26 protein-coding genes are annotated in these 24,491 nt (G+C 72.1%); 13 read left to right on the top strand and 13 right to left on the bottom strand.

The features are described from left to right. The first annotated feature begins 25 nt into the window (after positions 1–25). The 3 genes from ACWENQ_RS04230 to ACWENQ_RS04220 are packed head-to-tail and all read left to right on the top strand — an operon-like array spanning position 26 to position 2,891. A complete protein-coding gene (locus tag ACWENQ_RS04230; RefSeq protein ID WP_449916374.1) occupies positions 26–1,081 on the top strand; it encodes a FecCD family ABC transporter permease in 1,056 nt (351 codons plus the stop codon). Continuing rightward, entirely contained in the window at positions 1,078–2,091 is a 1,014-nt protein-coding gene (locus ACWENQ_RS04225; protein ID WP_452412846.1) for a FecCD family ABC transporter permease, read from the top strand. Before ACWENQ_RS04230 ends, ACWENQ_RS04225 begins: the two co-directional genes overlap by 4 nt. Beyond that, a complete protein-coding gene (locus ACWENQ_RS04220; RefSeq protein ID WP_449916378.1) occupies positions 2,091–2,891 on the top strand; it encodes an ABC transporter ATP-binding protein in 801 nt (266 codons plus the stop codon). The genes ACWENQ_RS04225 and ACWENQ_RS04220 overlap by 1 nt, the downstream gene beginning before the upstream one ends. A gap of 66 nt (positions 2,892–2,957) precedes the next feature. Here the strand turns inward: ACWENQ_RS04220 and ACWENQ_RS04215 are convergent, their stop codons facing one another. Then, positions 2,958–3,647 (bottom strand): TetR/AcrR family transcriptional regulator, encoded by a 690-nt coding sequence (locus ACWENQ_RS04215; protein ID WP_452412845.1) that lies wholly within the window; start codon positions 3,645–3,647, stop codon positions 2,958–2,960. 36 nt (positions 3,648–3,683) lie between these two features. Here ACWENQ_RS04215 and ACWENQ_RS04210 point away from each other — a divergent pair, with 36 nt between their 5' ends. Further along, the gene (locus ACWENQ_RS04210) at positions 3,684–4,019 is read left to right on the top strand and encodes a rhodanese-like domain-containing protein (RefSeq protein ID WP_354913053.1); all 336 of its coding nucleotides are present in this window, start codon (positions 3,684–3,686) and stop codon (positions 4,017–4,019) included. 76 nt (positions 4,020–4,095) lie between these two features. Beyond that, the gene (locus tag ACWENQ_RS04205; RefSeq protein WP_452412844.1) at positions 4,096–5,025 is read left to right on the top strand and encodes an endonuclease/exonuclease/phosphatase family protein; all 930 of its coding nucleotides are present in this window, start codon (positions 4,096–4,098) and stop codon (positions 5,023–5,025) included. Positions 5,026–5,073: 48 nt separating this feature from the next. Here the strand turns inward: ACWENQ_RS04205 and ACWENQ_RS04200 are convergent, their stop codons facing one another. Further along, positions 5,074–5,646 (bottom strand): DUF1349 domain-containing protein, encoded by a 573-nt coding sequence (locus ACWENQ_RS04200; protein WP_452412843.1) that lies wholly within the window; start codon positions 5,644–5,646, stop codon positions 5,074–5,076. Between the two features lie 10 nt (positions 5,647–5,656). Beyond that, complete coding sequence (locus ACWENQ_RS04195) at positions 5,657–6,328, bottom strand: spherulation-specific family 4 protein (protein WP_354913058.1); 672 nt, start codon at positions 6,326–6,328, stop codon at positions 5,657–5,659. A 112-nt stretch (positions 6,329–6,440) separates the two neighbouring features. On the opposite strand from ACWENQ_RS04195, the gene ACWENQ_RS04190 reads away from it, so the two are divergent. Next, positions 6,441–6,761, top strand: a complete 321-nt coding sequence (locus ACWENQ_RS04190; RefSeq protein ID WP_354913060.1) for a GroES family chaperonin — start codon at positions 6,441–6,443, stop codon at positions 6,759–6,761. Between the two features lie 28 nt (positions 6,762–6,789). On the opposite strand, the gene ACWENQ_RS04185 is transcribed toward ACWENQ_RS04190, so the two are convergent. The 3 genes from ACWENQ_RS04185 to ACWENQ_RS04175 all read right to left on the bottom strand — a co-directional run bounded on the left by ACWENQ_RS04185 (position 6,790) and on the right by ACWENQ_RS04175 (position 9,071). Beyond that, complete coding sequence (locus ACWENQ_RS04185; protein WP_452412842.1) at positions 6,790–7,695, bottom strand: TolB family protein; 906 nt, start codon at positions 7,693–7,695, stop codon at positions 6,790–6,792. Positions 7,696–7,708: 13 nt separating this feature from the next. After that, the gene (locus ACWENQ_RS04180) at positions 7,709–8,575 is read right to left on the bottom strand and encodes a TolB family protein (RefSeq protein ID WP_452412841.1); all 867 of its coding nucleotides are present in this window, start codon (positions 8,573–8,575) and stop codon (positions 7,709–7,711) included. Between the two features lie 61 nt (positions 8,576–8,636). Beyond that, positions 8,637–9,071: a TIGR02611 family protein gene (locus ACWENQ_RS04175; RefSeq protein WP_354913197.1), complete on the bottom strand. Its 435-nt coding sequence runs from the start codon at positions 9,069–9,071 to the stop codon at positions 8,637–8,639. A 158-nt stretch (positions 9,072–9,229) separates the two neighbouring features. Here ACWENQ_RS04175 and ACWENQ_RS04170 point away from each other — a divergent pair, with 158 nt between their 5' ends. Together ACWENQ_RS04170 and ACWENQ_RS04165 are read left to right on the top strand one after the other, a co-directional pair. Next, positions 9,230–10,132: a phosphotriesterase family protein gene (locus tag ACWENQ_RS04170; RefSeq protein WP_452412840.1), complete on the top strand. Its 903-nt coding sequence runs from the start codon at positions 9,230–9,232 to the stop codon at positions 10,130–10,132. 265 nt (positions 10,133–10,397) lie between these two features. Next, positions 10,398–11,576: an ROK family protein gene (locus tag ACWENQ_RS04165; RefSeq protein ID WP_354913067.1), complete on the top strand. Its 1,179-nt coding sequence runs from the start codon at positions 10,398–10,400 to the stop codon at positions 11,574–11,576. 12 nt (positions 11,577–11,588) lie between these two features. Here ACWENQ_RS04165 and ACWENQ_RS04160 read toward each other — a convergent pair whose 3' ends face one another. Continuing rightward, positions 11,589–12,578 (bottom strand): helix-turn-helix domain-containing protein, encoded by a 990-nt coding sequence (locus tag ACWENQ_RS04160; protein ID WP_452412839.1) that lies wholly within the window; start codon positions 12,576–12,578, stop codon positions 11,589–11,591. A 59-nt stretch (positions 12,579–12,637) separates the two neighbouring features. Between ACWENQ_RS04160 and ACWENQ_RS04155 the strand changes: the two genes are divergently transcribed. After that, the gene (locus ACWENQ_RS04155) at positions 12,638–13,885 is read left to right on the top strand and encodes an MFS transporter (protein WP_449916404.1); all 1,248 of its coding nucleotides are present in this window, start codon (positions 12,638–12,640) and stop codon (positions 13,883–13,885) included. A 433-nt stretch (positions 13,886–14,318) separates the two neighbouring features. On the opposite strand, the gene ACWENQ_RS04150 is transcribed toward ACWENQ_RS04155, so the two are convergent. Continuing rightward, complete coding sequence (locus ACWENQ_RS04150; protein ID WP_452412838.1) at positions 14,319–14,948, bottom strand: winged helix-turn-helix transcriptional regulator; 630 nt, start codon at positions 14,946–14,948, stop codon at positions 14,319–14,321. Between the two features lie 81 nt (positions 14,949–15,029). Here ACWENQ_RS04150 and ACWENQ_RS04145 point away from each other — a divergent pair, with 81 nt between their 5' ends. The 3 genes from ACWENQ_RS04145 (at position 15,030) to ACWENQ_RS04135 (ending at position 18,287) form a co-directional block, all read left to right on the top strand. Next, the gene (locus ACWENQ_RS04145; protein WP_449916407.1) at positions 15,030–15,677 is read left to right on the top strand and encodes a DUF899 domain-containing protein; all 648 of its coding nucleotides are present in this window, start codon (positions 15,030–15,032) and stop codon (positions 15,675–15,677) included. A 170-nt stretch (positions 15,678–15,847) separates the two neighbouring features. After that, complete coding sequence (locus ACWENQ_RS04140) at positions 15,848–17,308, top strand: histidine kinase (RefSeq protein WP_452412837.1); 1,461 nt, start codon at positions 15,848–15,850, stop codon at positions 17,306–17,308. A 325-nt stretch (positions 17,309–17,633) separates the two neighbouring features. Continuing rightward, positions 17,634–18,287, top strand: a complete 654-nt coding sequence (locus ACWENQ_RS04135) for a response regulator (RefSeq protein WP_452412836.1) — start codon at positions 17,634–17,636, stop codon at positions 18,285–18,287. Between the two features lie 158 nt (positions 18,288–18,445). Here the strand turns inward: ACWENQ_RS04135 and secY are convergent, their stop codons facing one another. Continuing rightward, entirely contained in the window at positions 18,446–19,717 is a 1,272-nt protein-coding gene (secY, locus tag ACWENQ_RS04130; RefSeq protein WP_452412835.1) for a preprotein translocase subunit SecY, read from the bottom strand. Between the two features lie 85 nt (positions 19,718–19,802). Between secY and ACWENQ_RS04125 the strand changes: the two genes are divergently transcribed. Further along, a complete protein-coding gene (locus ACWENQ_RS04125; RefSeq protein WP_452412834.1) occupies positions 19,803–20,399 on the top strand; it encodes an AAA family ATPase in 597 nt (198 codons plus the stop codon). Positions 20,400–20,584: 185 nt separating this feature from the next. On the opposite strand, the gene ACWENQ_RS04120 is transcribed toward ACWENQ_RS04125, so the two are convergent. The 4 genes from ACWENQ_RS04120 to ACWENQ_RS04105 are packed head-to-tail and all read right to left on the bottom strand — an operon-like array spanning position 20,585 to position 24,474. Continuing rightward, complete coding sequence (locus ACWENQ_RS04120) at positions 20,585–21,361, bottom strand: putative hydro-lyase (RefSeq protein WP_452412833.1); 777 nt, start codon at positions 21,359–21,361, stop codon at positions 20,585–20,587. A 9-nt stretch (positions 21,362–21,370) separates the two neighbouring features. Then, positions 21,371–22,597, bottom strand: a complete 1,227-nt coding sequence (locus tag ACWENQ_RS04115; protein WP_449916419.1) for a sugar ABC transporter permease — start codon at positions 22,595–22,597, stop codon at positions 21,371–21,373. After that, positions 22,590–23,354: an ATP-binding cassette domain-containing protein gene (locus tag ACWENQ_RS04110; protein ID WP_354913084.1), complete on the bottom strand. Its 765-nt coding sequence runs from the start codon at positions 23,352–23,354 to the stop codon at positions 22,590–22,592. Before ACWENQ_RS04110 ends, ACWENQ_RS04115 begins: the two co-directional genes overlap by 8 nt. A 1-nt stretch (position 23,355) precedes the next feature. After that, on the bottom strand, positions 23,356–24,474 hold the full coding sequence (locus ACWENQ_RS04105; protein WP_449916422.1) for a sugar ABC transporter substrate-binding protein: 1,119 nt from the start codon (positions 24,472–24,474) through the stop codon (positions 23,356–23,358). Between the last annotated feature and the right edge of the window lie 17 nt (positions 24,475–24,491).

Below are 24,491 nucleotides of genomic sequence, written 5' to 3'. Positions count from 1 at the left end.
TAAGGATCTATCACGAGAGGACACCGTGACCGCGCCTCCGCTGACCGGCTCCGCCACGAAGGAGCCAGCCGCCCCCGCGCGGGGGCGCTCCGCCGTCCTGGCGGCGGGGCTGCTGGCCGCGCTCGGGCTGCTGGCGCTGGTCGCCCTGCTGAGCGTCGCGCTCGGCGCGCGCTCGGTGCCGCTGTCGACGGTCATCAGCGCCTTCACCGCCCCCGACGGCTCCAGCGACCACACCGTCGTCCGCGAGCTCAGGGTGCCGCGCACGGTCCTCGGCCTCGGTGTCGGAGCGGCGCTCGGGCTCGCGGGAGCGCTCATGCAGAGCCTGACCCGCAACCCGCTGGCCGATCCGGGACTGCTCGGGATCAACCAGGGGGCCGCGCTCGGCGCGACCGTCGCGATCGGCGTGCTCGGCCTCACCGACCCCGCCGCCTACGTCTGGTTCGCCTTCGGCGGCGCCGCGCTGGCCTCGGCGGTCGTCTACGCGCTCGGCTCGGCGGCCCGCTCCGGCGCCTCCCCCGTACGGCTGGCGCTGGCCGGCGTGGCGCTCGGCATGGTCTTCACCGCCGTCTGCCAGGCGATCCTGCGCCTGGACTCCCAGACCTTCGACCGCATGCGGTTCTGGCTCACCGGGTCGCTGGCCGCCCAGACGGCCGACGTGATCTGGCGGCTGGTGCCGTTCATGGGCGTGGGGATCGTGCTCGGGCTGCTGCTGGCCAGGCCGCTCAACGCGCTGGCGATCGGCGAGGAGGCCGGCAGGGCGCTCGGCGTGGCCGTCGGCCGCACCAGAACGCTGACCGCGCTCGCCGTCACGCTGCTGTGCGGGGCGGCCACGGCGGGGGCGGGACCGCTGTGGTTCGTCGGCCTCGCGGTGCCGCATGCCGTCCGGGCGGTGGTGGGGCCGGACCAGCGGTGGCTGCTGCCGTACGCGGCGGTGCTCTCGCCCGCCCTCGTGCTCGTCGCCGACATCGTGGGGCGCGTGATAGCGCCGCCGGGCGAGGTGCAGGTCGGCATCATGTGCGCGGTGGTCGGCGCCCCCGTCTTCATCCTGCTGGCCCGGCGCAGGAGGCTGGCCGCGCTATGACCTCCCCCGTTCGGCTCGGCCCCTACTCGGTGCGGCCGGCCCCCCGCGCCGTCCTGGTGAGCATCGCGCTGCTGGTGGCCGCGGTCGCGATCGCGCTGGTCGCGGTCTCGACCGGCGAGTTCACCGTGCCCGTCGGCGACATCCTGGCCGCCCTGTTCGGCGACGGCTCGCCGGTGGCGGAACTGATCGTGAGCGAGTTGCGGGCGCCCCGCGTGGTCACCGGACTGGCCGTCGGCGCCGCCTTCGGCCTGAGCGGCGCGATCTTCCAGTCGCTCACCCGCAACCCGCTGGGCAGCCCCGACTTCATCGGCTTCACCGCCGGCGCGTCGACCGGCGGCGTGCTGACCGTCGTCCTGGGCGGTACGGCGACGCAGATCGCCGCGGGCTCGATGCTCGGCTGCGTGATCTCGGCGGCGCTGGTCTACGCGCTCGCCTTCCGCAGGGGCGTGCAGGGCTACCGGCTGGTCCTGGTGGGCATCGGCGTCAACGCCCTGCTGCTGTCGGTCGACTCCTACCTGCTGACCAAGGCGAACATCAACGACGCGGCCACCGCGGGCGCCTGGCTGACCGGCAGCCTCGGCGGGCGCGGCTGGGACCACGCGATCCCCGTCGCGGTCGCGCTCGCCCTGATCGTCCCCGTCTGCTGCGCCGTCTCCAGGCCGCTGCGGATGATGGAGATGGGCGACGACGCGGCCAGGGCCGTCGGCATCAGGGTCGAGCCCGTCCGGGCGGCGGCGATCGTCGCGGGCGTGCTGCTGTGCGGGGTCGCCACCGCGGCCGCGGGCCCGGTGATCTTCGTGGCGATGGCGGCGCCGCAGCTGGCCCGCAGGTTGACCCGCTCCCCCGGCGTCACGCTGCTCGCCTCCGCGCTGACCGGCGCGGTGCTCCTGACCGCGGCCGACCTGGCCGCCCAGCGCCTGTTCGCGCCCACCCAGCTGCCCGTCGGCGTGCTGACCGCCGCCATCGGCGGCACCTACCTGGCCCTGTTGCTGCGAAAGGAACGCCGCTGATGGCTCGGCTGACCGGTTCCGGCCTCACCCTCGCCTACGAGCAGCGGGTGGTGGCGACCTCGCTCGACGTGGAGATCCCCGACGGCTCGTTCACCGTGATCATCGGCCCGAACGCGTGCGGCAAGTCGACGTTGCTGCGCGCGCTGGCCAGGATGCTGAAACCGCGGGCGGGCGCCGTGCACCTCGACGGCAGCGCGATCACCTCGCTGCCGTCGAAGGAGGTGGCGCGGCGGCTCGGGCTGCTGCCGCAGACCTCGATCGTGCCCGACGGGATCACGGTGGCGGACCTGGTCGCCAGGGGGCGCTACCCGCACCAGCGGCTGATGCGGCAGTGGTCGAAGGCGGACGAGCTGGCCGTGGCCGCGGCCATGGCGGCCACGAACGTCGCCTCGCTGGCCGAGCGGATCGTGGACGAGCTGTCCGGCGGCCAGCGGCAGCGCGTGTGGCTGGCGATGGCGCTGGCCCAGGAGACGCCGATCCTGCTGCTCGACGAGCCGACCACCTACCTCGACATCGCCCACCAGGTCGAGGTGCTCGACCTCTGCGCCGACCTGCACGAGGCGGGACGGACCATGGTGGCCGTGCTCCACGACCTCAACCAGGCCTGCCGTTACGCCACCCACCTCGTCGTCATGCGCGACGGAGTGATCGTGGCCGAGGGCGACCCGGCGGCGGTGATGACGGCCGCGCTGGTCGAGCAGGTCTTCGACCTGCGGTGCGAGATCATCACCGACCCGCAGACCGGGACTCCGCTGATCGTCCCCGAGGCGCGCAGGGCGCGCAACCCGGTCGCCCTGTAGGTCATCGGGATCGGCCGGCGGTCACCCGGGGTCGTGCGCGGCCCGTGGTCCCGGGCTCGCCGGCGGTCACCCGGGGTCGTGCGCGGCCCCGTCGCTTCGGGACTCGCCGGTGCCGCAGACCGCCAGTGCCGCCTGGGTGAGCGCGGCGCGGGCACGCGGCTCGCCGTACCTGTCCTTGAGCATGGTGGCGGGCTCGCCCCCGAGCCCCGCGAGGACGGCGTGCGCCAGCGCGTCGGCGTCCGCGCCCGGCAGCGCCTGGCCGAGCAGGATCGCCACGTGCCGGTGCCAGAAGACGTAGGCGCCGATCCGGTAGCGCGCCCCCGGGCTGGCCGTCTCCGACATCCGCACCAGGTCGAGGTGGGCGAACAGGTAGTCGAGGTAGGCGGCGACGAAGGCGGCGAGCCGTTCGGCCGGTGCGACGTCGCGGCCGGCGCCCCCCGGGCCCAGCGGGGGCGGCCCGGACAGGACGCGTTCCTGCAGGTCGCGTTCGCGGGCGTCGAGCAGGGCGACCGCCAGCCCCGACTTGTCGCCGAACCGGCGGAACAGCGTGCCCTTCCCCACTCCCGCCTCGGCGGCGATCGCGTCCATGGAGACCGCCTCCACGCCCTTGTCGGCGAACAGCCTGGCCGCCGCGGCCAGCACCTTCTCGCGGTTGCGGGCAGCGTCGGCCCGCTCCTGGGGCGGGCGGTTGCGCAGGATCTCCAGAACCTCGCTTGACGAACCGGACTGCGGTCCGGTAATTTCCGTGCCATCCACAAACCGGACTGTAGTCCATTTTTTCAGGAGGTCGCAATGACCCAGCTCATCTCCCGCGACGAGCTCAAGGCCGCGATCGACGCCGGCACCGTCACCGTGGTGGACGCGCTCGGCGGCGACTACTACGCGCAGCAGCACCTGCCGGGTGCCGTCGCCCTGGTCGAGAGCGAGGTCGAGGAGCGGGCCGCCGCCCTGCTGCCCGACAAGGACGCGGCGATCGTCACCTACTGCTCCAACCCCGCCTGCCCCAACAGCCAGGCCGTGGCCAACCGGCTGACCGCTCTCGGGTACACCGACGTGCGCAAGTACCGCGAGGGCATCCAGGACTGGGTCGAGGCGGGGCTGCCGGTGGAGTCCTCGGTCACCGTCTGAGGCTCCTATCCGGCTGCACCGAGGATCGCGGGCGGTCTTCACGGTTTCTGCACACCGGCCAGGTAGGTTCCCTCCCATGATCCGTACCGTGCTGGCCTGGGTGCTCGTGCTGCCGTTCGCCGTCTGGGCGCTGCTCAGGGTGACCGGGGCGGACGTGGGTGACCGGTGGATCCAGCTCGTCGCGTTCACCCCGTACGTCGCCGCCGCCTCGGCGGTTCCGGTGCTGGCGGCCGGCCTGCTGAGGCGGTGGGTCCCGCTGGCGGTGGCCGCGGTGACGGCGGGGGCGCTGGCCCTGGCCGTCCTGCCGCGGTCCTTCGCCGACGCCGGCCCCTCCGGCGGCACCGCCTTCAAGGTGCTGGCCGCCAACCTCGCCGTCGGCGCGGGAGACGGCGCGGAGCTGATGCGGCTGGTCGAGCGGTTGCGGCCCGACGTGCTCGCCATCCAGGAGCTGACGCCCGCGGCCCGGGACCGGCTCGACGAGCTGGGGCTGCGTGAGCGCATGCCGTACGTCGTCGACAGGTCCCACACCGGCGTCTGGGGGTCGGGGATCTACTCCACGCACCCGCTGACCGAGCAGCCGATGATCGCGCTCGGCGGCTTCCGGCAGGCCCGCGCCGTGGTCGGCGTCAAGGGCGGGCCGGAGATCGAGGTGGTCTCCGTGCATCCGTGCGCGCCCAGCCACGCCGCGAAGATGGCCTGCTGGCGGTCGGGGCTGGCGGCGCTGCCCAGGGCGGGACAGCGGCTGACGGTGCTGGCGGGCGACTTCAACGCCACGCTGGACCACTGGCCGGTCGGGGAACTGCTCGCCTCCGGCTACCGCGACGCGGCCGACGCGGCGGGACTGGGGTTCACCGCGACCTGGCCGCAGCAGGGGTGGCGGCCCGTGCCCGGGGTGACGATCGACCACGTGCTGGCCGACCAGCAGATGGGGGTGCGGTCCTTCAGCGTCCATCAGCTGGCGGGTACGGACCACCGGCCCGTGTTCGCCGAGCTGACCCTGCCGTGACCGGGGGCGGACCGGGCGCCGTGACCGGCCGACCGCTGTCGTGACCGGTCAGGCGGGGGTGACGCTCAGGGAGTCGAAGCGGACGGGGAAGCCCTTACCCACCGGAGCCGCGGCCATCGCCCCCGCCAGCGCGGGCGCGCCCGGCGGGAAGTAGGCCAGCCGCAGCGTCGACGCGGGGGCCGCGCCGTCCATGCCGTAGCCGACGGTCACCGCGTCCCCCCTGCGCTCCATCGTGAACGTGACGCTCTCCGCGGCGGCGGGCAGCGGCAGCGCCGACCAGTCCGACACCTGGCGGGTGACGACGGTGCTGAGGTGGAAGGCGCCGTCGACGTACTCGACGCCCGCCTTGATCCAGTTCTCCTCGTCGATCCGCAGGACGGCGCCCGCCTGGTCGTACTGCTCGGCGTAGCCCCCCGAGAACGTCACCGTCAGCAGGAAGTCGCCCGAGACGATCCGGCCGAACAGGTGGGCGGTGTCGTAGGTGTAGCCGTAGCGGGTCCGCCGCCACAGATCCGTGCCGGCGTCGCAGACCAGGCTGAGGCCGTCGTCGGCGGTCCACTCGCGGGGCGGGTTGATCCACTGCCAGTCCGCGGACCCGAACGCCATGATCATGGCGGTCATCCTGCCATGCTCACCCGAAATATGTGGGTAGATCCCGCCAGGGGGCCGCCCCCGTCCTGTCCGTCACGTGGACGGTGCCCGCATGCCGTGCGGCCTTGCGCAGGGTCGGCGCCACCTGCTCGTACGGCACGCCGTGCACCAGATGGCAGAACCGCTCCCTGGCCAGGCGCCGCGCCCAGGCCGGCACGCGCATCGCGCGGTAGGCCGGCAGCGGGCCCTCGAAGGTGACGAGGATGTCGGCGAGCGAGACGTAGGCGGGGTCGGGGTAGACGCCCGGGTTGAGCACGACCGGCCCCCGCACCTCCGCCACCAGCTCCGCGTAGTGCGCCAGGCGCTCGGCCGAGGCGGCCACCTGGTCGAGGAAGGCGCCGCGGATGCCGTACCAGACCAGGTAGCGGCGCAGGTCGGCGCGGACCTGCGCGGCCGGGCGCAGGCCGAAGTCGGTGTCGGCGTAGCCGAGGACCTGGGTGCCGGCGGCCACCAGGGCGGCCACGGCGGCCGCGCACCCCGGATCTCTCGCCTGGCCTGGCCCGTGGTCGACGGAGACCACCGCCATGCGCGGCGGATCGACCAGCAGGCGCCGCCACGCCTCGCCCGCGGTGCGGGGATGGAAGTAGGCGGGCACCAGCGAGACCGGACCGATCTCGGCGCCCGGCGACCCCCCGCCGCACAACCGGGTCACAGCGCGCCGCCCCCCGCAAACCCTCGCCCGCCCCCTGGCTCTCGGCACGTTATCGCCCGCTGACCCGGCTGTCAGGGGAATCGGCCCTACGGGCCCGCGTAGACTGACATTCGTGGCAGACCCCAAGTTCGAGATCCAGATGCTTCACGACCGGGTGATGATCCGGCTGGAGAAGGACGGCGAGGAACGGCGCAGCGGCGCCGGCATCGTGATCCCCGCGACGGTCAAGATGGCCAACAGGCTGGCCTGGGGCGAGGTCTGCGGCGTGGGAGCCAACGTCCGCTCGGTGAAGGTGGGCGACAAGGTGCTGCTCAACCCCGAGGACCAGTACGAAGTCGAGCTGCACACCAAGGTCTACCTCGTCATGCGCGAGCGTGACCTGCATGCCGTGGCCACGCACGAGACCGACCACGGCACCGGCCTCTACCTCTGACGTCCGCCCGCCGGCCGCCGGCGGGTCCTCAGCCGCGCGTGTAGCTCAGGTAGACGTCCTGGTCGCGCCACGCGGAGCGGCCGATCTCGGCCAGCGGGCGCACGACCTTTCCCTTCAGGTCGACCACCACGCCCAGGTAGCCGCGGCCCTGCCTGCCGACCGCGATCAGGTGCTCGCGGTCCCACCAGCCGTAGGAGGCGACGGCGCGGACCTTCACCTTCTTGTCGATCTTGCCGTTGTAGGGGTTCCAGGTGCACAGGACGGCCTTGTACCGCTTGGGGCACCAGGTGGCCATCCGCCTGCCGTCCGGGGAGAAGGCGCTCTCGCCGCCGACCAGCCCGCCCGTCCGCCACAGGGTCCAGGCCACCCTGCCGTCGGTCAGGTAGAAGCGGACGCCGTCCCAGTAGTCGGAGACCACGCGCCGGCCGTCGGGTGACCACTGGAACAGCGCGTCGTGGTAGGTGTCACGCACCTTGACGACCCGGGCGCGCCTGGCGGCCACGTCGACCACGACGAATCCGACGCTGCGCCAGCCGCCGCCCGTGTCGTCGCCCTTCGAGACGGTCAGCACGACCTTGCGCCCGTCGGGCGACCAGTACGGCGAGCCCGCCACCATGGGCGCCTTGACCGTGCGGATCTTCGTCGTCCTGCCGGTGGCCCGGTTGACGATGGCGATCCGGTCGTAGCCCTTGGCGAACTTCCTGGGGACGGCGGCGACGAACCCGCCCCCGGGGGAGACCGAGAGATCGTTGTAGGAGCGCTGCCACGCGAACGAGCCGCCGGTCCGCAGGTAGGCCGAGCCGGCGGTGGTGAAGGCGGTGACCCGCTTCGGGTCGCCCGGCTGCTCGCGCAGGGTCACGTCGGCCCCTGGCAGTTTGACGTCCGCCCCGGTGAGGGCGAGCGTGGCCGCGAGAAGGAGGGTGCTTAAGCTCACGGGAGGCACCTTCTCACTTGCGGGTGAAGCTCAGCCAGAGTTCGGCCTGCCAGGTGCCGGACGGAATCACCGCGAGCACCCGCCTGACCCGGCCGGCGGTGTCGGCCACGACGAGGCGATAGCCCTTCTGATGTGGCACGACGGCGATCAGCCTGCTCTCGTTCCACCAGCCGACCACCGTCTCGGGCTTCAGCCGCGACCGCGTCACGATCCTCCCGGTCGCCGGGTCGGCCAGGCACACGTGCTCGGCGTACCGGGCGGGACACCAGGTGACCATCCGCCTGCCCGAGGGTGAGAAGAGGTCGGGCCCCGCGGGGGTGCCGACACCGGGCAGGAGCCGGGGCCGTCGCCCCGCCCGGAGGACGATCGCACCGCCACCCTGCTGGGCGATCACCCCGCCGTCCGGGGTCCACCAGTAGGTGGCGGCCGGGTCGGCGTCCGCGACCACGGTCGTGCGCGCGGTGCCCGCGGCCACGTCGACCGTGACGTAGCCGCCGGTGCGCCACTTGCCCGCGGTCTTCCGCTCCAGCGTGAGCAGCACCTTCGTGCCGTCGCGCGACCAGGAGGCGTAGGAGGCCATCAGCGGCCTGGCGACCGTGGGGATGCGCTTCACCCTGCCGGTCGTGCGGTCGGTGACGACGAGGGCGTCGCGCCCGCCCGTGTAGGCGGCCGGTACGGCGGCGGCGAACCGGCCGTCGGGCGAGACGACGACCTCGGCGGCGCCGCGCTGCCGGGCGAAGGCGGTGGCGCCGCGGAGGTAGGCCTGCCGGGTGCCGAGGCCGTACGCGGTCAGCCGTACGGGGTCGCCGGGCTTCTCCTGGAGCACCACGGATGTCCCGGGAAGGGGGATGAGGGCGAGGGCCACGAGGACGGAGAGCACGGCGGCAGCCTAGGCAGCGATCACCTCTTCGTCCCGCCGGCAGAACGAATGGGCATGAATGTCAGATACCGAGGATCTTGCGGCCTTCGACCACCAGGTCGATGCCGAGGCTCAGCTTCATCGCGGCCCAGATGATCACACCCATCGTGGCCAGTGTGACGAGCAGGACGAGGATCCGCACCGTCCAGCCCTGCTGCTTATACCAGACGGTCCAGGCGCCGAGGACGCGCTTGCCGAACACCAGGAGGTTGTGCGCCCAGTGGAACTCGGTGGCCAGCACCGCCAGGCCCGCGAAGACGACCAGCCACCCGGGGCCGGGGAACGGCACCATGATGAGGCCGCCCACGACCATCACCGCGCCGATCACACCGATGACGATCTTGAGCGTGAGGGCGCCGGTCCTGGTCGACCTGATGCCGTCGAGCCAGCCGTGTATGCCGGAGCGACGCGCCGCCTCGTCTTTCAGCTGGTCGGCGTCACCGGTTTCGGAGTCCATTGCCACCCATCCAGCCTAATGGGGGAAAAGCCGCGCCACGGCAGACATCGCGCCGGAGTGGCGGGGCTTGTCACCGCAGGTCAGCGGTGAAACCTCCGCCGGGTAAAACTTTCTGCCCACATTAGGCGTCTACCGGCAAACGTCGGTTAATGTCGTGCATGCCCGAGGTTCTGATACGCACCGTCACCGGTCCGATCCGCGCCGACGCGATCACCGGTGCCGTCCTCCCCCACGAGCACCTGCGCTGCGACCTGCGCTGGGCGGTCGGCATCGACTCCGACCCCCACCGCTGGCTCGACGAGGAGCGCACCGTCACCGAAGAGCTCCGCGAGCTGCGCCAGTCGGACGACCTCGGGCTCACCGTCGAGCTGTCCTGCATCGGCATGGGCAGGGACGCCGCCTCCCTCGCCCGCGTCGCCGCGGGCAGCAGGGTGCCGGTCATCGCCTCGACCGGCCTGTTCGCCGAACCGTTCACGCAGGTGCGCAAGGACGACGTCGACACCCTCACCGCGCGGCTCATGGACGAGATCACCTCGGGCCTCGACGGCACCGGCATCCTGCCCGGAGTCATCGGCGAGGTCGGTGCCTGGGGCGCCGAGCCCACGCCCACCGAGGAGCGCTGCCTGGTGGCCGCCGCCAGGGCCTCGCTCTCCACCCGCCTGCCCGTCGCCACCCACGGCCAGAACGGCCTCGCGCTGCTGGAGATCCTGCTCGGCCAAGGGCTGCCGGCGTCGCGGGTGAGCGTCGCCTGCACCGCCCCCGACCCCGCCGTCGCGCGCAAGGTCGCCGAGGCCGGCGCCTACGTCGGCCTGTCGTCGGTGACGCTCGGCGCCACCCAGGCGGCCGCGATCGCGCGGGAGCTCATCTCCGAGGGGCACGCCGACCGGCTGCTGCTCGGCAGCGGCGTCTCCCGCGTAGCCCAGCTCCAGCGGTACGGCGGGGCCGGGTACTCCCACGCCTTCCGCACGCTCCTTCCGCGCCTGCGGGAGACGGGGGTGGACGAGGAGACGATCCGGTCCATCACCCACGGCAACCCGCTGCGCTGGCTGACCAACGGCTGAGCCGTCCGGGATTCGCGCGGCGCGTCCCCGGCATGTCCCCGCATGCCCGGCGCCGCGCGAGTCGTCGCGCCACCGGAACCTCGCGCCGCGCATGCCGTGCGCGCGAGCGAGGGTCCCGGTGTCCGACGAGCCATGGGCGCGCCAACACCGGCCCGCCATCGTGCGCGGAGATGACATGATTCTTCCGCCGATGGTCATGCACAAGTGTGATTCAATTCGACATATTGCATCGGGGTGGCGGGAGGAGCGGGGGTTGTCGTCGGACATGCTGAACGAACCAGGCGGCGCGGTCGCCGGAGCAGGCGCACTGCTGGCGATCCTCAGGGACGGCCAGGCCCGCACCAGAGCCGAGCTCGTCCAGCTCACCGGCCTGGCCAGGTCCACGGTCTCGCAGCGGCTCGACGCGCTGCTGAACCACCAGTGGATCGTGCCCACCGAAGAGGCCATCTCCTCGGGCGGCAGGCCCGCCGTGGCGTTCGCGTTCAACAGCGCGGCCCGCGTCGTGCTGTCGGCCGACCTCGGCGCCACCCACGCCAGGGTCGCGGTGACCGACCTGGCCACCACCGTGCTCGCCGAGCGCACCGCCGACCTGCCGATCGACCGCGGCCCCGAGCCGACACTCCAATGGCTCGTCGACACCTTCCTCGACCTGCTCGCCGAGACCGGCCACACCGTCGAGCAGATCTGCGGCGTCGGCGTCGGCCTGCCCGGGCCCGTCGAACACGCCTCGGGCCGCCCGATCAGCCCGCCCATCATGCCCGGCTGGGACGGCTTCCCCGTCCCCGAGTGGCTCGGCGAACGGCTCGGCGCCGCCGTCCTCGTCGACAACGACGTGAACATCATGGCGCTCGGCGAGCACTGGGCGGCCAGACCGGAGGCCGACCAACTGGTGTTCGTCAAGATCGGCACCGGCATAGGGTGCGGCATCATCTCCGACCGCCGCCTGCACAGGGGCGCCCAGGGCGCCGCGGGCGACATCGGCCACGTGCGCGTCTCCTCCGCGGCCGACGTGATCTGCCGGTGCGGCAACACCGGCTGCCTCGAGGCGGTCGCGGGCGGCGCCGCCGTGGCGGCCAAGCTGGCCGCCGCCGGCGTGCCCGCGGCCAACAGCCGCGACGTCGTCACCCTGGTACGCCAGGGCAACACCCAGGCCGTCCAGCTGATCAGGCAGGCCGGCAGGGAGGTCGGCGACGTACTGGCCTCCATCGTGAACTTCTTCAACCCCGCGGTGATCGTGATCGGCGGGGACATCGCGGAGGCGGGCGAGCACGTCCTGGCGGGGGTGCGGGAGGTCATCTACAGCAGGTCGCTCCCGCTGGCGACCCAGCACCTGAGCATCCGCACCAGCGAGCTCGGCGACCGGGCGGGAGTCGTCGGCGCGGCGGTCATGGTGATCGAGCACGTCCTGGACCCCGGCACGGTGGACCGCTCCGTCCTGCGCTGACCCCGGGCGGACTCACTCCCCGACGCCCACTCGGCCGGCGAGCAGGTGACCGGTCTCGGTGCGCCGGTAGACCACGCGCCGACCGACCCGCGTGCCGACGACGAGGTCCGCATCGCGCAGGATGGTCAGGTGGCCGCCAACGGTGCCGAGCGACAGACCGAAATGTGCGGCGAGTTCGCTGCTGGTCGCGGGGGGTTCGAGTTCGCGCAGGATGGCCGCGCGGCCGGTACCTATGAGCCGCTCCAGCGACCGGGCGGGCCGAGTTCGCGCCGCGCCGTCGGCCGATCCGCGGGCCGGGTAGACCAGTGCGTACGACGTCGGCGGTGCCTCGCACAGCCACGTGCCGCTGCTTATCACGCCGACCGGGACGAACAGCATGCCCTCATCGCCGACGACGCGGTCCGGGGAGTCCTGGTCGCTGAAGCGGATGGCGTCGTCGCCGACCCAGGCGCTGCGGCGGCTCATGCGCTGCAGAGCACGCGGCCAGCCGTAGGCGGCCAGCAGCCCCGCCCTGTAGGTGACGTCGCGTTCCAGTAGTGCTCGTCGGCGCGGCCAGTCGGGGGCCACATGGGCCTCCCACGTGTACTTGAGCAGGTCGGCGGTGCGGGCCGCCCAGGCTCGTCCGGTCAGCCAGTCCAGATCGTGCTGCTTCCAGCTGTGCGCCACCGACTTCTCCAACTCGGCGCGCACCTCCTCGTCGGGCGCCTGGGTGACCTGCGCGAGCTCGTCCTGCAGGGTGGTGTGCATGCCGCCCGCCGGCGGGATCACGACGTGACTCGGCAGCCACTTGGTCGAACCCAGCAGCCTGACCAGGCCCTCGGCGAAGGGGTCCGCCTCGAGAGCGGCGCGAAACGCGCCGTGGTGGCGGGCATGCCAGGAGGCCAGCCACGGATCGGTGCAGGGCTTGCCAAGCACCATCATCGACCCCAGCGTCTCGGCGAGCGGGGACAGTGCGAACCTGGACCGCGACAGGGCCAGGGTGCTCAGCCGCAACAGCATCATCTTTCGCCTCCTGCCGAAACGATAGTGTCCGCTTCGGTGCTCCTGCAGACTCCCGGCCCATGCGCTCGACCCTCATGCGACTGACCGACTTCCGCTGGTTCCTCTCCGCACACGTGGTGTCCCTGCTGGGCAGTTCCATGGCGCCGGTCGCGCTGGCGTTCGGGGTCCTGGATGCATCGGGCAGCACCAGCGACCTCGGTGTCGTCCTGGCCGCCCACATGGTGCCGCTGCTGGCCTTCCTCCTGATAGGCGGGGCCGTCGCTGACCGCATCCCGCGCCGAACGGTCCTGGTGGCCGCCCACCTGGGCTCGGCCCTCACCCAGGGCGGCGTCGCCGCCCTCCTGCTCACCGACAGGTACGCGCTGCCGCCGGTGGCCGCCCTGGGGTTCCTCAGCGGCGTCCTCGCTGCGTTCACCACGCCGGCGCTGCGCGGCATCGTGCCCCAGCTTGTCCCCGTAGATCGGATACGGCAGGCGAACGCCCTGCTGGCATCCGCGAGGAACACCACGAAGATCCTCGGACCGAGCTTGTCCGGGATCGCGGTCGCGGCTGCCGGTGGGGGTCCCGCCATCGCCTTCGACGCGCTGACGTACCTCCTCGCGGCGGGCTTCCTCGCCCGATTGTCCCTCGCCGCAGCTCCGACCTCGCCGCGGCCCTCCTCCAGGATGCTGGCCGACATCCGCGACGGCTGGACCGAGTTTCGGCGCGTTCGCTGGGTGTGGACGGTGTCCCTGTGCTGCTGCGTGATCAACCTGGTGCAGGTTGGCACCTGGCAGATCCTGGGACCCGTACTGACCAAGCAGCTCAGCGGCGAGGAGACCTGGGGGGTCGTGCTCAGCGCCCGCGGTGTCGGCATGCTGGTGGTGAGCGCGCTGATGTACCGGCTGGTGGTCAGGCACCTGCTGCGGCTGGGCCAGTTGATGAGCGCGCTCGGCGCGCTCCCCCTCCTCGCACTCGGTGCGCACCTGCACGCCTCCTGGCTGATCGCCGCCGCCTTCGTCGCCGGACTGGGATCCGCAGTCGCCGCCGTCGGCTGGGAAACCTCGCTGCAGGAGCACGTCCCCGCGCAGGTGCTCTCGCGCGTCTCGTCCTACGACGACCTGCTGTCCTACATCGCGATCCCTGTCGGTCAGTTGGGCGTAGGACTGCTCGCCGACAGGTTCGGCGGCTTCCAGGTGGCTGCGGCCGCCGGCATCGTCTACGCCGTCGCGGCCGTCCTCCCGCTGGCCTCCGCCGCCGTGCGCCGACTACCACACGCCCAAGACGACCATGCCCGCACCGATGGCTACAGCCCCAGTCGCCGATGAGGCCCCTGCCCGAGCATCTCGCCCAGAGCCCGGCACGACCGCGATCCCGAGACCCCCAGCAACCACAACGCCCGAACCAGGAGTAAATCGGGAGAAATCCCTGGAGGGCCAGGCCTCGGCACGCCAGCATGGTCGCTTCGGCGGCCGCCCGAGGGTTTTCGACGACGACATGATCACCTACGCCTGCGGCCTGCGCGCCCGCGGCGGGCTGGTGCTCCACCCCCGCAGCCACGCACGAACACGAAACCGGCACCTCGGCCGCGCTCTGCGGAGCCGCGGCTCAGCCGGATAGGACGCGCAGGCGCCGGCGCTGCTCAGGCGGAGACAGCGCCCCGCCGGAGACAGCGCACAGGTGGAGACAGCGTCCCGCCGGAGACGGTGCACAGGCGGAGACAGCGTCCCGCCGGAGACGGTGCGTAGGCGGAGGCGCTGCTCAGGCGGAGACGGCGAGGTGGGCGATCAGGCGGGTCACGGCCGCCTCCTCGCCCTCGATCTCCAGCACCCCCGTGGCGACCGCCTCCCCGAGGTCCCCGCGCTGGAGGAGCACCGAGGCCAGCGCCCCCGCCTCCCCCTTCAGCACCGCGTCAGGACGGACTGCCGCGCCACCCCGCCCGACCGAGATAGCGGAGGGCGACGCCTGCACATGGAAGGTCTCCTCCCCTGTCCGCAGCTCGATGACCGCCTCGGTGCCGGGCAGGTACATCGTCTTCAACGCCATCAGCAGGGACGTGACCCCGAGCTGGTTGGTGGTCGTGATGGGCGCCTGGCTGCCCCAGCGCCCCAGGTGCAGCAGGACCGGTTCGAGCCCGAGCCCCCACTCGGTCAGCTCGTACACCCAGACGGCCGCGGGCAGCGGCAGCTTGCGCCGCCGTACGACTCCGGCCGTCTCCAGCTCCCGCAGCCGCTGGGACAGCACGTTCTGGCTGCTGCCCGGCAGGTCGCGGTGGAGGTCGGTGAAGCGCTTGGGGCCGAGCATGAGCTCGCGGATCACCAGGAGCGCCCATCGCTCGCCGACGAGATCGAGCGCGCGGGCCACCCCGCACGGGTCCTGATAGCTACGCACGTGATCAGCATACCGCTTCCTCTTGTTTAATCTAAGTGTCTACTCCTAAATTAGGAGTAGGACGAAACGAGGGGAACCACCATGAACCTTCCGAAGATCGTCTCCGCCGAGGAGTGGCAGGCGGCTCGCGACGCGTTGCTCGTCGAGGAGAAGGCGGCCACCCGGCTGCTCGACGCGCTGGCCGCCAAGCGCCGTCGCCTGCCGATGGTGGAGTTCGGCACCGACTACGTCTTCGAAGGCCCCGAGGGGAAGGTCGGCCTGCTCGACCTGTTCGAGGGCCGCCGCCAGCTCGTGGTCTACCACTTCATGCCGCTGCACAAGGACGGCCTGCCCTGCCGGGGATGCGCGTCCTTCACCGACAACATCCCCAACCTGGCGCACCTGCGAGCCAGGGACACCGCCATGGCGGTCGTTTCACGCTCGCCGTACGCGGACCTGGAGAAGGTACGGCAGCGCCTCGACTGGCGACAGCCGCTGTACTCCGGCCCGCAGTTCAACCTCGACTGCGGCACGGGTGACGGCTTCGGCATCAGCGTGTTCCTGCGCGACGGCGAGCGCGTCTTCCGCACCTACTTCACCACCTCGCGTGGCGCCGACCGGCTGCGGATGGACTTCAACCTGCTCGACCTGACCCCGTACGGCAGGCAGGAGAGCTGGGAGGACTCCCCCGAGGGCTGGCCGCAGACCGCGCCCTACGAGTGGTGGCGGCTCAACGACGAATACGCCTGATCGCCCGTCGCGGGCGGGACCACGCCGCGCCGCCGGGCTCAGGGCGCGGGAGGGTCGATCGCGGGGACACCGAAACTGGTTAGGATCTGGGCGGAATGGTGACACGGGACCGACGCCCTGTCCGCCGCCTGTGGGAGTCCATGTCCGCGGCGGCCTCCCGTGCTGCCCGCATGGGCGACATGCCCGCCGTCGTCATGCTGGTGTGGGCGGGGTGGCTGGCGGTGCCGCTCTCGCTGAGCGGTCTGGCCCAGGCCCGCGCGGCGGTGGCCGCCGCCTACGACCACGACAGCCCGCCGCCGGCGCCTTCGACCGACCACCCCGGCACGCCAGGCGTCCCCACCGCTCGCGTCGCTGCGCCACGTCACAGCACCTCCCATGTGCCCCAGACACACGACGGGGCGGCGCGTCACGGCACCTCGCCTGTGCCCCAGACACACGACGGGGCCGCACGCCACGGCGCCTCGCCTGCGCCCCACACACACGACCTGACGTCGAGCCACGGCACCTCGGATGTTCCCCGCACTCACGACGGGGCGGCACGTCACGGCGCCTCCCACCTGCTCCCCGGTCACGACGCGGCGGCTTATCAGGCCCGCCACCACACCGCCGGTGCGCCCGGCATCGCGTCGCACGCCGCGTGCTACGGCGACGGGTCCCAGGCGGCTGCGGGTCTCGACCTCTCGGCGCGCCCCGCCTGCTACGGCGACCTGTCCGACGGGGCCGCCGGCCTCGACGGCTCCGCGCGCCCCGCCGGGCTGCACGCCTGGTCGGCACTGGGCACGAGCGGATCGCCCGCCGCCGCCCTGTGGCAGTCCTCGCTCCCGGCCCCGGCCCCGGCCGCACCCGCCGACACGCGGCCCGCCTTGAGCCCCCTGTCCGCCGATTCGACCCGCACCCCCGCCAGCGCCCTGGCGACGGGGACGGCCGGCACCCAGGCAGCCGCGAACTCCCTTCCCACGGACACGACCGACGGCCGGACCGCCACGAGCGCCCCGGCCACGAAGACGACCGACGGCCGGACCGCCGCGAGCGCCCTGGCGGCGGAGATGGTGGCGCGGGAGCGGGCCAGGATCGCCGGTGAGGTGCACGACGCGGCAGGCCACGGCTTCTCGACCATCGCGATGCAGGCCGGGCTCGCGCTGCTGGTCCTGGAGGAGAATCCCGAGCAGGCCAGGGAGTCGCTGCGGGCGATCCGCGAGACGAGCCTGGCGGCGCTGGCAGGCCTGCGTGGCGCGCTCGACCTGATCGATGCGCGGGAGGGCGACGACCAGCTGACGGGCCTGGTCGCCGGGGTCCGGGCCGCGGGCCTGCCCGTCGATCTCGAGCCTGCCGAGCCCGACGTGCCCTCTCACCTGCGCGGCACCGTCTACCGCGTGGCCCGCGAGTCCCTGACGAACGTGATCAGGCACGCGGGGCCGACCAGCGCGCTGGTGAAGGCGGTCGACGACGGGCGCGGCGGGTTCGTGCTCGAGGTGGCCGACCGGGGGCGCGGGGCCTCCATGTCGAGCGAGGGCAGGGGGCTGACCGGCATGCGGGAGCGGGTGCTGGCCGCGGGAGGCGAGTTCAGCGCGGGCCCCAGGGACGGCGGCGGCTTCAGCGTGGTCGCCCGCTTCCCGCGAGGCGTCGCGTGATCCGGGCCGAAGGTGCTCCTGGCGCGACGCTGGACCCAGTGACCCCTGGCAGCGGCGTTCCCGACAGGCATGCCGTGGCCCCGGGCGAAGGTGGCCCCAGAGAGACGCGGCATGCCGTACTCACGGCCGAACGCGAACCCGGCAAGACGCGGCATGCCGTACTCACGGCCGAACGCGAACCCGGCAAGACGCGGCATGCCGTACTCACGGCCGAACGCGAACCCGGCAAGACGCGGCATGCCGTACTCACGGCCGAACGCGAGCCCGGCGAGAGGCGGGATGCCGCTATCCCGGTCGAGGGTGGTTTCGGCGGGGGCGGGACGCGATGATCAGGGTGGGGATCGCCGACGATCAGGCGGTCGTGCGGATGGGGCTCAGGGCGCTCATCGCCAGGGAGTCCGACCTGGAGCTGGTCGGTGAGGCGGCCGACGGCGGGCAGGCGCTGGCGCTGGTCAGGGAGAAGCGTCCTGACGTGCTGCTGCTCGACATCAGGATGCCCGGCATGGACGGCGTGCAGGTGCTGCGGGCCGTCGCCGCCGAGCCGGACGTGCGGGACACCAGGATCGTGGTGGTGACGACGTTCGCGGTCGACGAGTACGTCTTCGCCGCGCTGCAGGCGGGCGCGAGCGGGTTCCTGCTCAAGGACAGCGCTCCCGACGAGCTGGTCAGCGCGATCCGGGTGGTGGCGGCGGGCGAGGCGCTGCTGTCACCCGCCATCACCCGCAAGGTCATCGGCCTGTTCGGCAGGACGGGCGGGGCCGAGCCCGTCGCCGGACTCGACACGTTGACGCCTCGGGAGCGGGAGATGGCCGCGTGGGTGGCCACCGGCAGGTCGAACGACGAGATCGCCAGGGAGCTGGTGATCAGCCCTGACACCGTGCGGACTCACGTGAGCAGGGCCATGGTGAAGCTGGGTGCGCGCGACCGGGCCCAGCTCGTGGTGTTCGCCATGCGGGCGGGCCTGAGCCTCCCCGCCTGACCGCCCCAAGCAAGCCCGATCCTCCCCGCCAGAGCGACGCAAGCGCGCTCAGCTGTGAGCCGCACGAGCGGGGCTCCTCCGGGTGAGTCTCGCCGGCGTCGGCGGCCTGGTTCTCCCGGGGCGTAAGGGGCACGCCGCCCCGGCCGCAGGACCGGCGGTCACCTGAGGAGGCCCTCGTAGTTGCGTTGCTGGAGCTGGGCCTCGATCTGCTTCACGGTGTCGAGCCCGACGCCCACCATGATGAGCACGCTCGTCCCGCCGAACGGATAGTTCTGCTGCGTCGAGGGGTCGCGCAGGATCGCGAAGGCCACCAGGGGCAGCAGCGCGAGCACGCCCAGGTAGACGGCGCCGGGCGCGGTCAGTCGCGACAGCACGTGGTCCAGGTACTCGGCGGTGGGCCGGCCGGGCCTGATCCCGGGCACGAAGCCGCCGTAGCGCTTCATGTTGTCGGCCACCTCGGCCGGGTTGAAGGTGATGGAGACGTAGAAGTAGGAGAAGCCCACGATCAGCAGGAAGTAGACCAGCATGTAGAGCGGGTGGTCGCCGGCCGTGTACTGGCTGATCCACGGCACCGAGCCGCCGACCAGGGTGGGGATGTACAGGAGGGACGAGGCGAAGATCACCGGGGCGATGCCCGCCTGGTTGACCTTGAGCGGGATGTAGGTGTTGCTTCCGCCGTACATCCGTCGCCCGACCATGCGCTTGGCGTACTGGACGGGCACGCGCCGCTGCGCCTGCTCCATGAAGACGACCGCCGCGACGAGGAACAGGCCCGAGACGAGGATCACCACCGCGGTGAAGGGGCTCAGCACGAACATCGTCGACATGTAGGCCGGGAAGACGGCGACGACCTGGGTGAACATCAGGATGGACATGCCGCTGCCGATCCCCTTGTCGGTGATCCGCTCGCCGAGCCACATCACCACGCAGGTGCCCGCGACGAGCACGGCCACCAGTACGGCGAGCGCGAGCGGGCCGGTCTCGCGCAGCACGGGGCGGGTGCAGCCGGGCAGCAGCATTCCAGAGCGGGCCAGCGCGACGACGGTCGTGGCGTTGAGGACGGCCAGCGCCACCGTGAGGTACCTGGTGTACTGCGTGATCTTCACCTGTCCGTTCTGCCCCTCCTTGCGGAGCTGGTCCAGGCGTGGGATGAGCACCGCCATCAGCTGCATGATGATGCTGGCCGTGATGTACGGCATGACGCCGAGGGCGAAGACCGACAGCTTCAGCATCGCGCCGCCGCTGAACAGCTGCACCAGGTCGACGAATCCACCGCGCGCGCCGCTCAGGCACTGCTGCACCGCCACCATGTCGACGCCGGGCGCGGGCAGCACCTGCCCCAGCCTGAACAGCACGATGACGCCCAGCGTGAACAGCAGCTTCTTGCGCAGGTCGGGGATCGAGAAGGCGCGCAGGACGATGGTGAGCATGCGCCGAGTCTGTCCATGATCGCGCGGGAGGTCGTCCGCAGGCGGGCGGCATCGGCGTACGCAGATCCGCGTACGCTCTGACCTTGTGGTTCCTGTCTGGGTGATCAGCGGCCCGCCCGGCGCGGGCAAGTCGACCGTCGCCGCCGCCCTGCTGGCGCGGCTCGACCCGGTCCCCGCGCTGCTGGACAAGGACGCCGTCTACGGCGACTTCGTCGCCGAACTGCTGTCGGTGCACGGCAGGCCGCGGGGTGAGCGTGAGGGTCCGTGGTACGACGAGCACGTCAAGCGGCACGAGTACGCGGGCCTGACGCGGCTGGCCCGGCAGATCCGCGCGCACGGCTGCCCCGTGCTGCTCGACGGCCCGTTCACCTCGCAGGTGCACTCGGCGGCGCTGTGGGCCGACTGGGTCGAGCGGCTCGGCGGGCCCCCGGTCAGGCTGGTGTGGGTCCGCTCGGACGGGGCCACCCTGCGCGAGCGGCTCGTCGCCAGGGGGTTGGCCAGGGACGAGGGCAAGCTGGCGGCGTTCGACGCCTACCTGAAGGCGATCATGGTGGACGAGCCGCCGGCCGTACCGCATCTGGAGATCGACAACCGGCGGGGCGCGCCGAGCGTGGGCGCGCAGCTCAGCGCGGCGGGTGTGCCGCCGCGAACACCGCCGGCAACAGGCGGACCAACAAGGTGAAGGCCGCCGACAACAGGCGGACCGACCGGGTGAAGGCCGCCGCGAACACCGCCGGCAACAGGCGGACCAACACGGCGAAGGCGGCCTCCTCCGGCCGGCGTCGGCACCGCTGACGCTCCCGCTCGACCGGCTGGTCGACGGCGGCGAGCCGGTCCGCGCCTCCACCCGCCCGGCCACGTAGCCGGCTAGGTCTCCCGAAGGTCGGTGATCGCCATGTGGCCGGGCAGGTGGCCGATGGCGTAGTCGACGCCGCTGGCCATGACGGCCTCCTGCGGGGTGACGCCGCAGGCCCAGAAGAGCGGCACCTCGCCGGGCCGTACGGGGACGGGGTCGCCGTGGTCGGGCCGGGACAGGTCGGCGATGCCGAGCTCCGCGGGGTCGCCGGCGTGCACCGGAGCGCCGTGGACCCGCGGGTAGCGCCCGCTGACCTCGACCGCGGTCGCCACCAGGTGTTCGGGGACGGGACGCATGGAGACCACGAGCGGCCCGCGCAGCGCGCCCGCCGGTCGGCAGAGCACCGCCGTGCGGTACATCGGGACGTTGACGCCCAGCTCGACATGCCGCACGGGCACGCCCGCCCGCATGAGGGCCGCTTCGAAGGTGAAGCTGCAGCCGATGAGGAAGGCGACGAGGTCGGGGCGCCAGTGCTCGACGGCGTCGTCGACGTCGGCGACCGGCCTGCCGTCGCGGTAGATCCGGTAGCCGGGCAGATCGGTGCGCAGGTCGCCGGGGAAGATCCGGGTGCTGGTCGCGCCGGGCTCGCCGACGTCGAGCACGGGGCAGGCCTGCGGGTTGCGCTCGGCGAACAGGCGCAGGTCGCCGGCGAGGGTGTCGGGGACGGCGATGAGGTTGGCCTGTGTCCAGCCTTCGCACCAGCCGGCCGTGGGCGTGCGCTCCCCCGCCCGGAACCGGGCCCGTGCCTCGCCGGCGGTCAAGCGCTGTAAGGGAAGGGCGGCTTTCATGACCCCACGTTACGCTCGCCCTGCCGCCTTCTGGCTCCGGCGGGAGACCGAGTCGATGACCACGGCGGCCAGCAGTACCGCTCCGGTGACCATGAACTGGATGGCGTTGCTGACACCCTGCAGCGCCATTCCCGAGGCGATCGACTGGATGACCAGCATGCCCAGCAGCGCCGAATAGGTGGTGCCCCGGCCGCCGAACAGCGAGGTGCCGCCGATGACCGCCGCGGCGATCGCCATCAGCAGCACGTTGCTCTGCCCTGTCGCCTGGCTGGCGCTCGAGATGCGGGAGGCGGCGAAGATGCCGCCGAGGGCCGCGAACGAGCCCGAGATGACGAAGACCGAGATCCGGATGAGCGCCACGCTGATGCCCGCCCGCCTGGCCGCCTCGATGTTGCCGCCGACCGCGAAGATCATGCGTCCGTACCTCGTACGGCGCAGCACGAAGTCCGTGCCGACGACCACCAGCAGGAAGATCAGCAGTGCGAGCGGGAGCCCCTTGTACAGGTTGAGGATGTAGGCCGCGCCGAAGGCCACCACCGCGAGCACGACCGTGCGGAAGACGATGTCGCCCGTCGTCCTGGACGGGACCCCGGCCGCGCGGCGCCTGTTGTTGCCGACCAGCGAGACGACCAGGAAGCCGGCCACGGCCACCGCGGCCAGGCCGTACGCGGCGACCACGTAGGCGAAGTAGGTGCTGGTCAGCCCGGCGATGAAGCCGTCGTTCGGCAGGTTGATGGTGCCGTTGGGCCCGAGCACCCACAGCTGGAAACCGGTCCAGGCCAGGAAGCCCGCCAGCGTGACCACGAAGGAGGGCACCCCGATCTTGGCGAAGAAGAAGCCGTGGATCAGGCCGAGCACGGCGCCGACGACGACGGCGCACACCATGGCCAGCACCGGGTTCATGCCGAGGTTGACGTTGAGCACCGCCAGGACGGCCGCGCAGGCGCCGCTGACCGCGCCCGCCGACAGGTCGATCTCGCCGAGCAGCAGCACGAACACGATGCCCACCGAGATCAGGCCGGTCGGGACGATGTCGACGCTGAGGTTGGACAGGTTCTGGGAGGACAGGAACTGGCTGTTCAGGCTCTGGAACACGGCCCAGATGACGATCAGGCCGATGATGACGGGCAGCGCGCCGAGCTCGCCGCCCTTCACCCGCCGCTGGAACTCGCCCAGATAGCCGGTGAGGCCCTGCTCGCGGACCACCAGCCGCGGGTCTATCGAGGATTCACTCACCGAGCCTCCTCTGCCGGCGGGTCACGGCGTTGTCGGTGGCCCCGGTGATCGCCGAGATGATCTCTTCCCGGGAGGTGGCCTTGGCGTCGAAGACCCCGTTGTTGCGGCCGAGCCTGAGTACGGCGACGCGGTCGGCCACGGCCATGACGTCGACCATGTTGTGGCTGATGAAGATGACGCCGTGGTCCTGGGCGCGCAGCCGTTCGACCAGGTCGAGGACCTGGGCGGTCTGCTCGACGCCGAGGGCGGCGGTCGGCTCGTCCAGCAGCACGATCTTGGGTTCGCCCAGCAGGGAGCGGGAGATGGCCACCGTCTGCCGCTGTCCGCCGGACAGCGAGGCCACGGGGATCCGCACGCTCGGGATCTTGATCGACAGCGTGTGGAGCAGGTTGCGGGAGCGCTTCTCCATCGCGACCTCGTCGAGGACGCCGCCCGTCGTCAGCTCGTTGCCGAGGAACAGGTTGCCGACCACGTCGAGGTTGTCGCACAGCGCCAGGTCCTGGTAGACGGTGGCGATGCCGAGCCCCTGCGCGTCGGAGGGGCTGTGGATGGTGACCTGCCGTCCCTCCCACGTGATCCGTCCGGCGTCGGGCGGGCCCACCCCCGCGATCACCTTGATCATGGTGGACTTGCCGGCGCCGTTGTCGCCGACCAGCGCGACGACCTCGCCGGCGTTGACTTCGAGATCGACGTCCGTCAGCGCCTGGACCGCGCCGAACCGCTTGGAGATGCCCTCGAGGGCGAGGACGGGGGCCATCTCAGGTGACTCCTGCCGTTTCGCAGGCCACCTTCACGGCACTGGTGCAGACCTCGGCGACCGTCCAGAAGCCGTCCTTGATCACGGTGTCCTTGATGTTGCTCTTGATGACGACCACGGGCGCGATGATCTGCGCGGGAATCGAGTTGTTCGCCCCGTTGTCCACCTTGGCAGTGCTCTGCACGGGCTTGCCGGTTCCGACGTCGATCGCCATCTGGGCGGCGTTCTTCGCCTCCGGCCTGATCGGCTTGTAGATCGTCATCGTCTGGGTGCCGAGCAGGATCCGCTGGATGGCCGCCAGCTCGGCGTCCTGGCCGGTCAGCGGGGTGCCCTGCTTGACGCCCGCGTTCTGCATGGCCCTCGCGATGCCGCCCGCCATGCCGTCGTTGGCCGCGTAGACGCCGATCACGTTGCTCGGGCCGAGCGCGGTGAACGCGCCCGCCGCCTCGGTGTTGGCCTGGTCGGGGCTCCAGTCGGGCGTGTCGTACTCCTTGCCGATGGTGACCTGGCCGTCGAGCACCGAGTGGGCGCCCTTCTTGAAGTCGCCCGCGTTCGGATCGGTGGGCGAGCCGTTGACCATGACGATCGGCCCGCGCTTGGGGTCGCCGCCCGCCTTGATCGCATCCAGCAGGGCCTGCCCCTGCGCCTTGCCGACCTGCAGGTTGTCGAAGGAGGTGTAGGCGTCGATGGGGCCGCCGGCCAGCCGGTCGTAGGCGACCACCATGGCGCCCTGGCTCTTGGCCTTGGAGACGGAGGAGGCGATGGCCTTGGCGTCCACCGCGTCCAGGATCAGCACCTTCACCCCGTTGGTCAGCATGGAGTCGACCTGTTGCTGCTGCAGGTTGGGGTCCTGGTTGGCGTTGTTGTAGACGACCTCGCACTTGGGGCACAAGGCCTTGATGTCGTTGGTGATGTACGGCCGGTCGAACTTCTCGTACCTGGCCGTCTTGGACTCCGGCAGCAGCAGGCCGATCTTGAAGCCCTGCTCGACGGTGCCGATGGCGCTCGCGCTGGCGGTGCCGCCTCTGGCGCCCCCCGTCTCCCCGGACTGCCCCGCCGTCCCGCATGCGACGGCAAGTCCGGCAACGGCCAGAAGCCCGCCGATGACCTGTGCTCTCACCGCGTCCCCCGATCGGT

The sequence above is a fragment of the Nonomuraea sp. NPDC004354 genome (genome assembly GCF_053602555.1).
This window is presented reverse-complemented; position numbering and strand designations above follow the sequence as displayed.

What these genes read in the sequence shown, in the direction of transcription:
- ACWENQ_RS04225 (WP_452412846.1), top strand. Translation starts at nt 1,078, where the DNA reads ATGACCTCCCCCGTTCGGCTCGGCCCCTACTCGGTGCGGCCGGCCCCC.
- ACWENQ_RS04220 (WP_449916378.1), top strand. Translation starts at nt 2,091, where the DNA reads ATGGCTCGGCTGACCGGTTCCGGCCTCACCCTCGCCTACGAGCAGCGG.
- ACWENQ_RS04210 (WP_354913053.1), top strand. Translation starts at nt 3,684, where the DNA reads ATGACCCAGCTCATCTCCCGCGACGAGCTCAAGGCCGCGATCGACGCC.
- ACWENQ_RS04205 (WP_452412844.1), top strand. Translation starts at nt 4,096, where the DNA reads ATGATCCGTACCGTGCTGGCCTGGGTGCTCGTGCTGCCGTTCGCCGTC.
- ACWENQ_RS04200 (WP_452412843.1), bottom strand. Translation starts at nt 5,646, where the DNA reads ATGACCGCCATGATCATGGCGTTCGGGTCCGCGGACTGGCAGTGGATC.
- ACWENQ_RS04175 (WP_354913197.1), bottom strand. Translation starts at nt 9,071, where the DNA reads ATGGACTCCGAAACCGGTGACGCCGACCAGCTGAAAGACGAGGCGGCG.
- ACWENQ_RS04170 (WP_452412840.1), top strand. Translation starts at nt 9,230, where the DNA reads ATGCCCGAGGTTCTGATACGCACCGTCACCGGTCCGATCCGCGCCGAC.
- ACWENQ_RS04165 (WP_354913067.1), top strand. Translation starts at nt 10,398, where the DNA reads ATGCTGAACGAACCAGGCGGCGCGGTCGCCGGAGCAGGCGCACTGCTG.
- ACWENQ_RS04160 (WP_452412839.1), bottom strand. Translation starts at nt 12,578, where the DNA reads ATGATGCTGTTGCGGCTGAGCACCCTGGCCCTGTCGCGGTCCAGGTTC.
- ACWENQ_RS04155 (WP_449916404.1), top strand. Translation starts at nt 12,638, where the DNA reads ATGCGCTCGACCCTCATGCGACTGACCGACTTCCGCTGGTTCCTCTCC.
- ACWENQ_RS04145 (WP_449916407.1), top strand. Translation starts at nt 15,030, where the DNA reads ATGAACCTTCCGAAGATCGTCTCCGCCGAGGAGTGGCAGGCGGCTCGC.
- ACWENQ_RS04140 (WP_452412837.1), top strand. Translation starts at nt 15,848, where the DNA reads ATGGGCGACATGCCCGCCGTCGTCATGCTGGTGTGGGCGGGGTGGCTG.
- ACWENQ_RS04135 (WP_452412836.1), top strand. Translation starts at nt 17,634, where the DNA reads ATGATCAGGGTGGGGATCGCCGACGATCAGGCGGTCGTGCGGATGGGG.
- secY (WP_452412835.1), bottom strand. Translation starts at nt 19,717, where the DNA reads ATGCTCACCATCGTCCTGCGCGCCTTCTCGATCCCCGACCTGCGCAAG.
- ACWENQ_RS04120 (WP_452412833.1), bottom strand. Translation starts at nt 21,361, where the DNA reads ATGAAAGCCGCCCTTCCCTTACAGCGCTTGACCGCCGGCGAGGCACGG.
- ACWENQ_RS04110 (WP_354913084.1), bottom strand. Translation starts at nt 23,354, where the DNA reads ATGGCCCCCGTCCTCGCCCTCGAGGGCATCTCCAAGCGGTTCGGCGCG.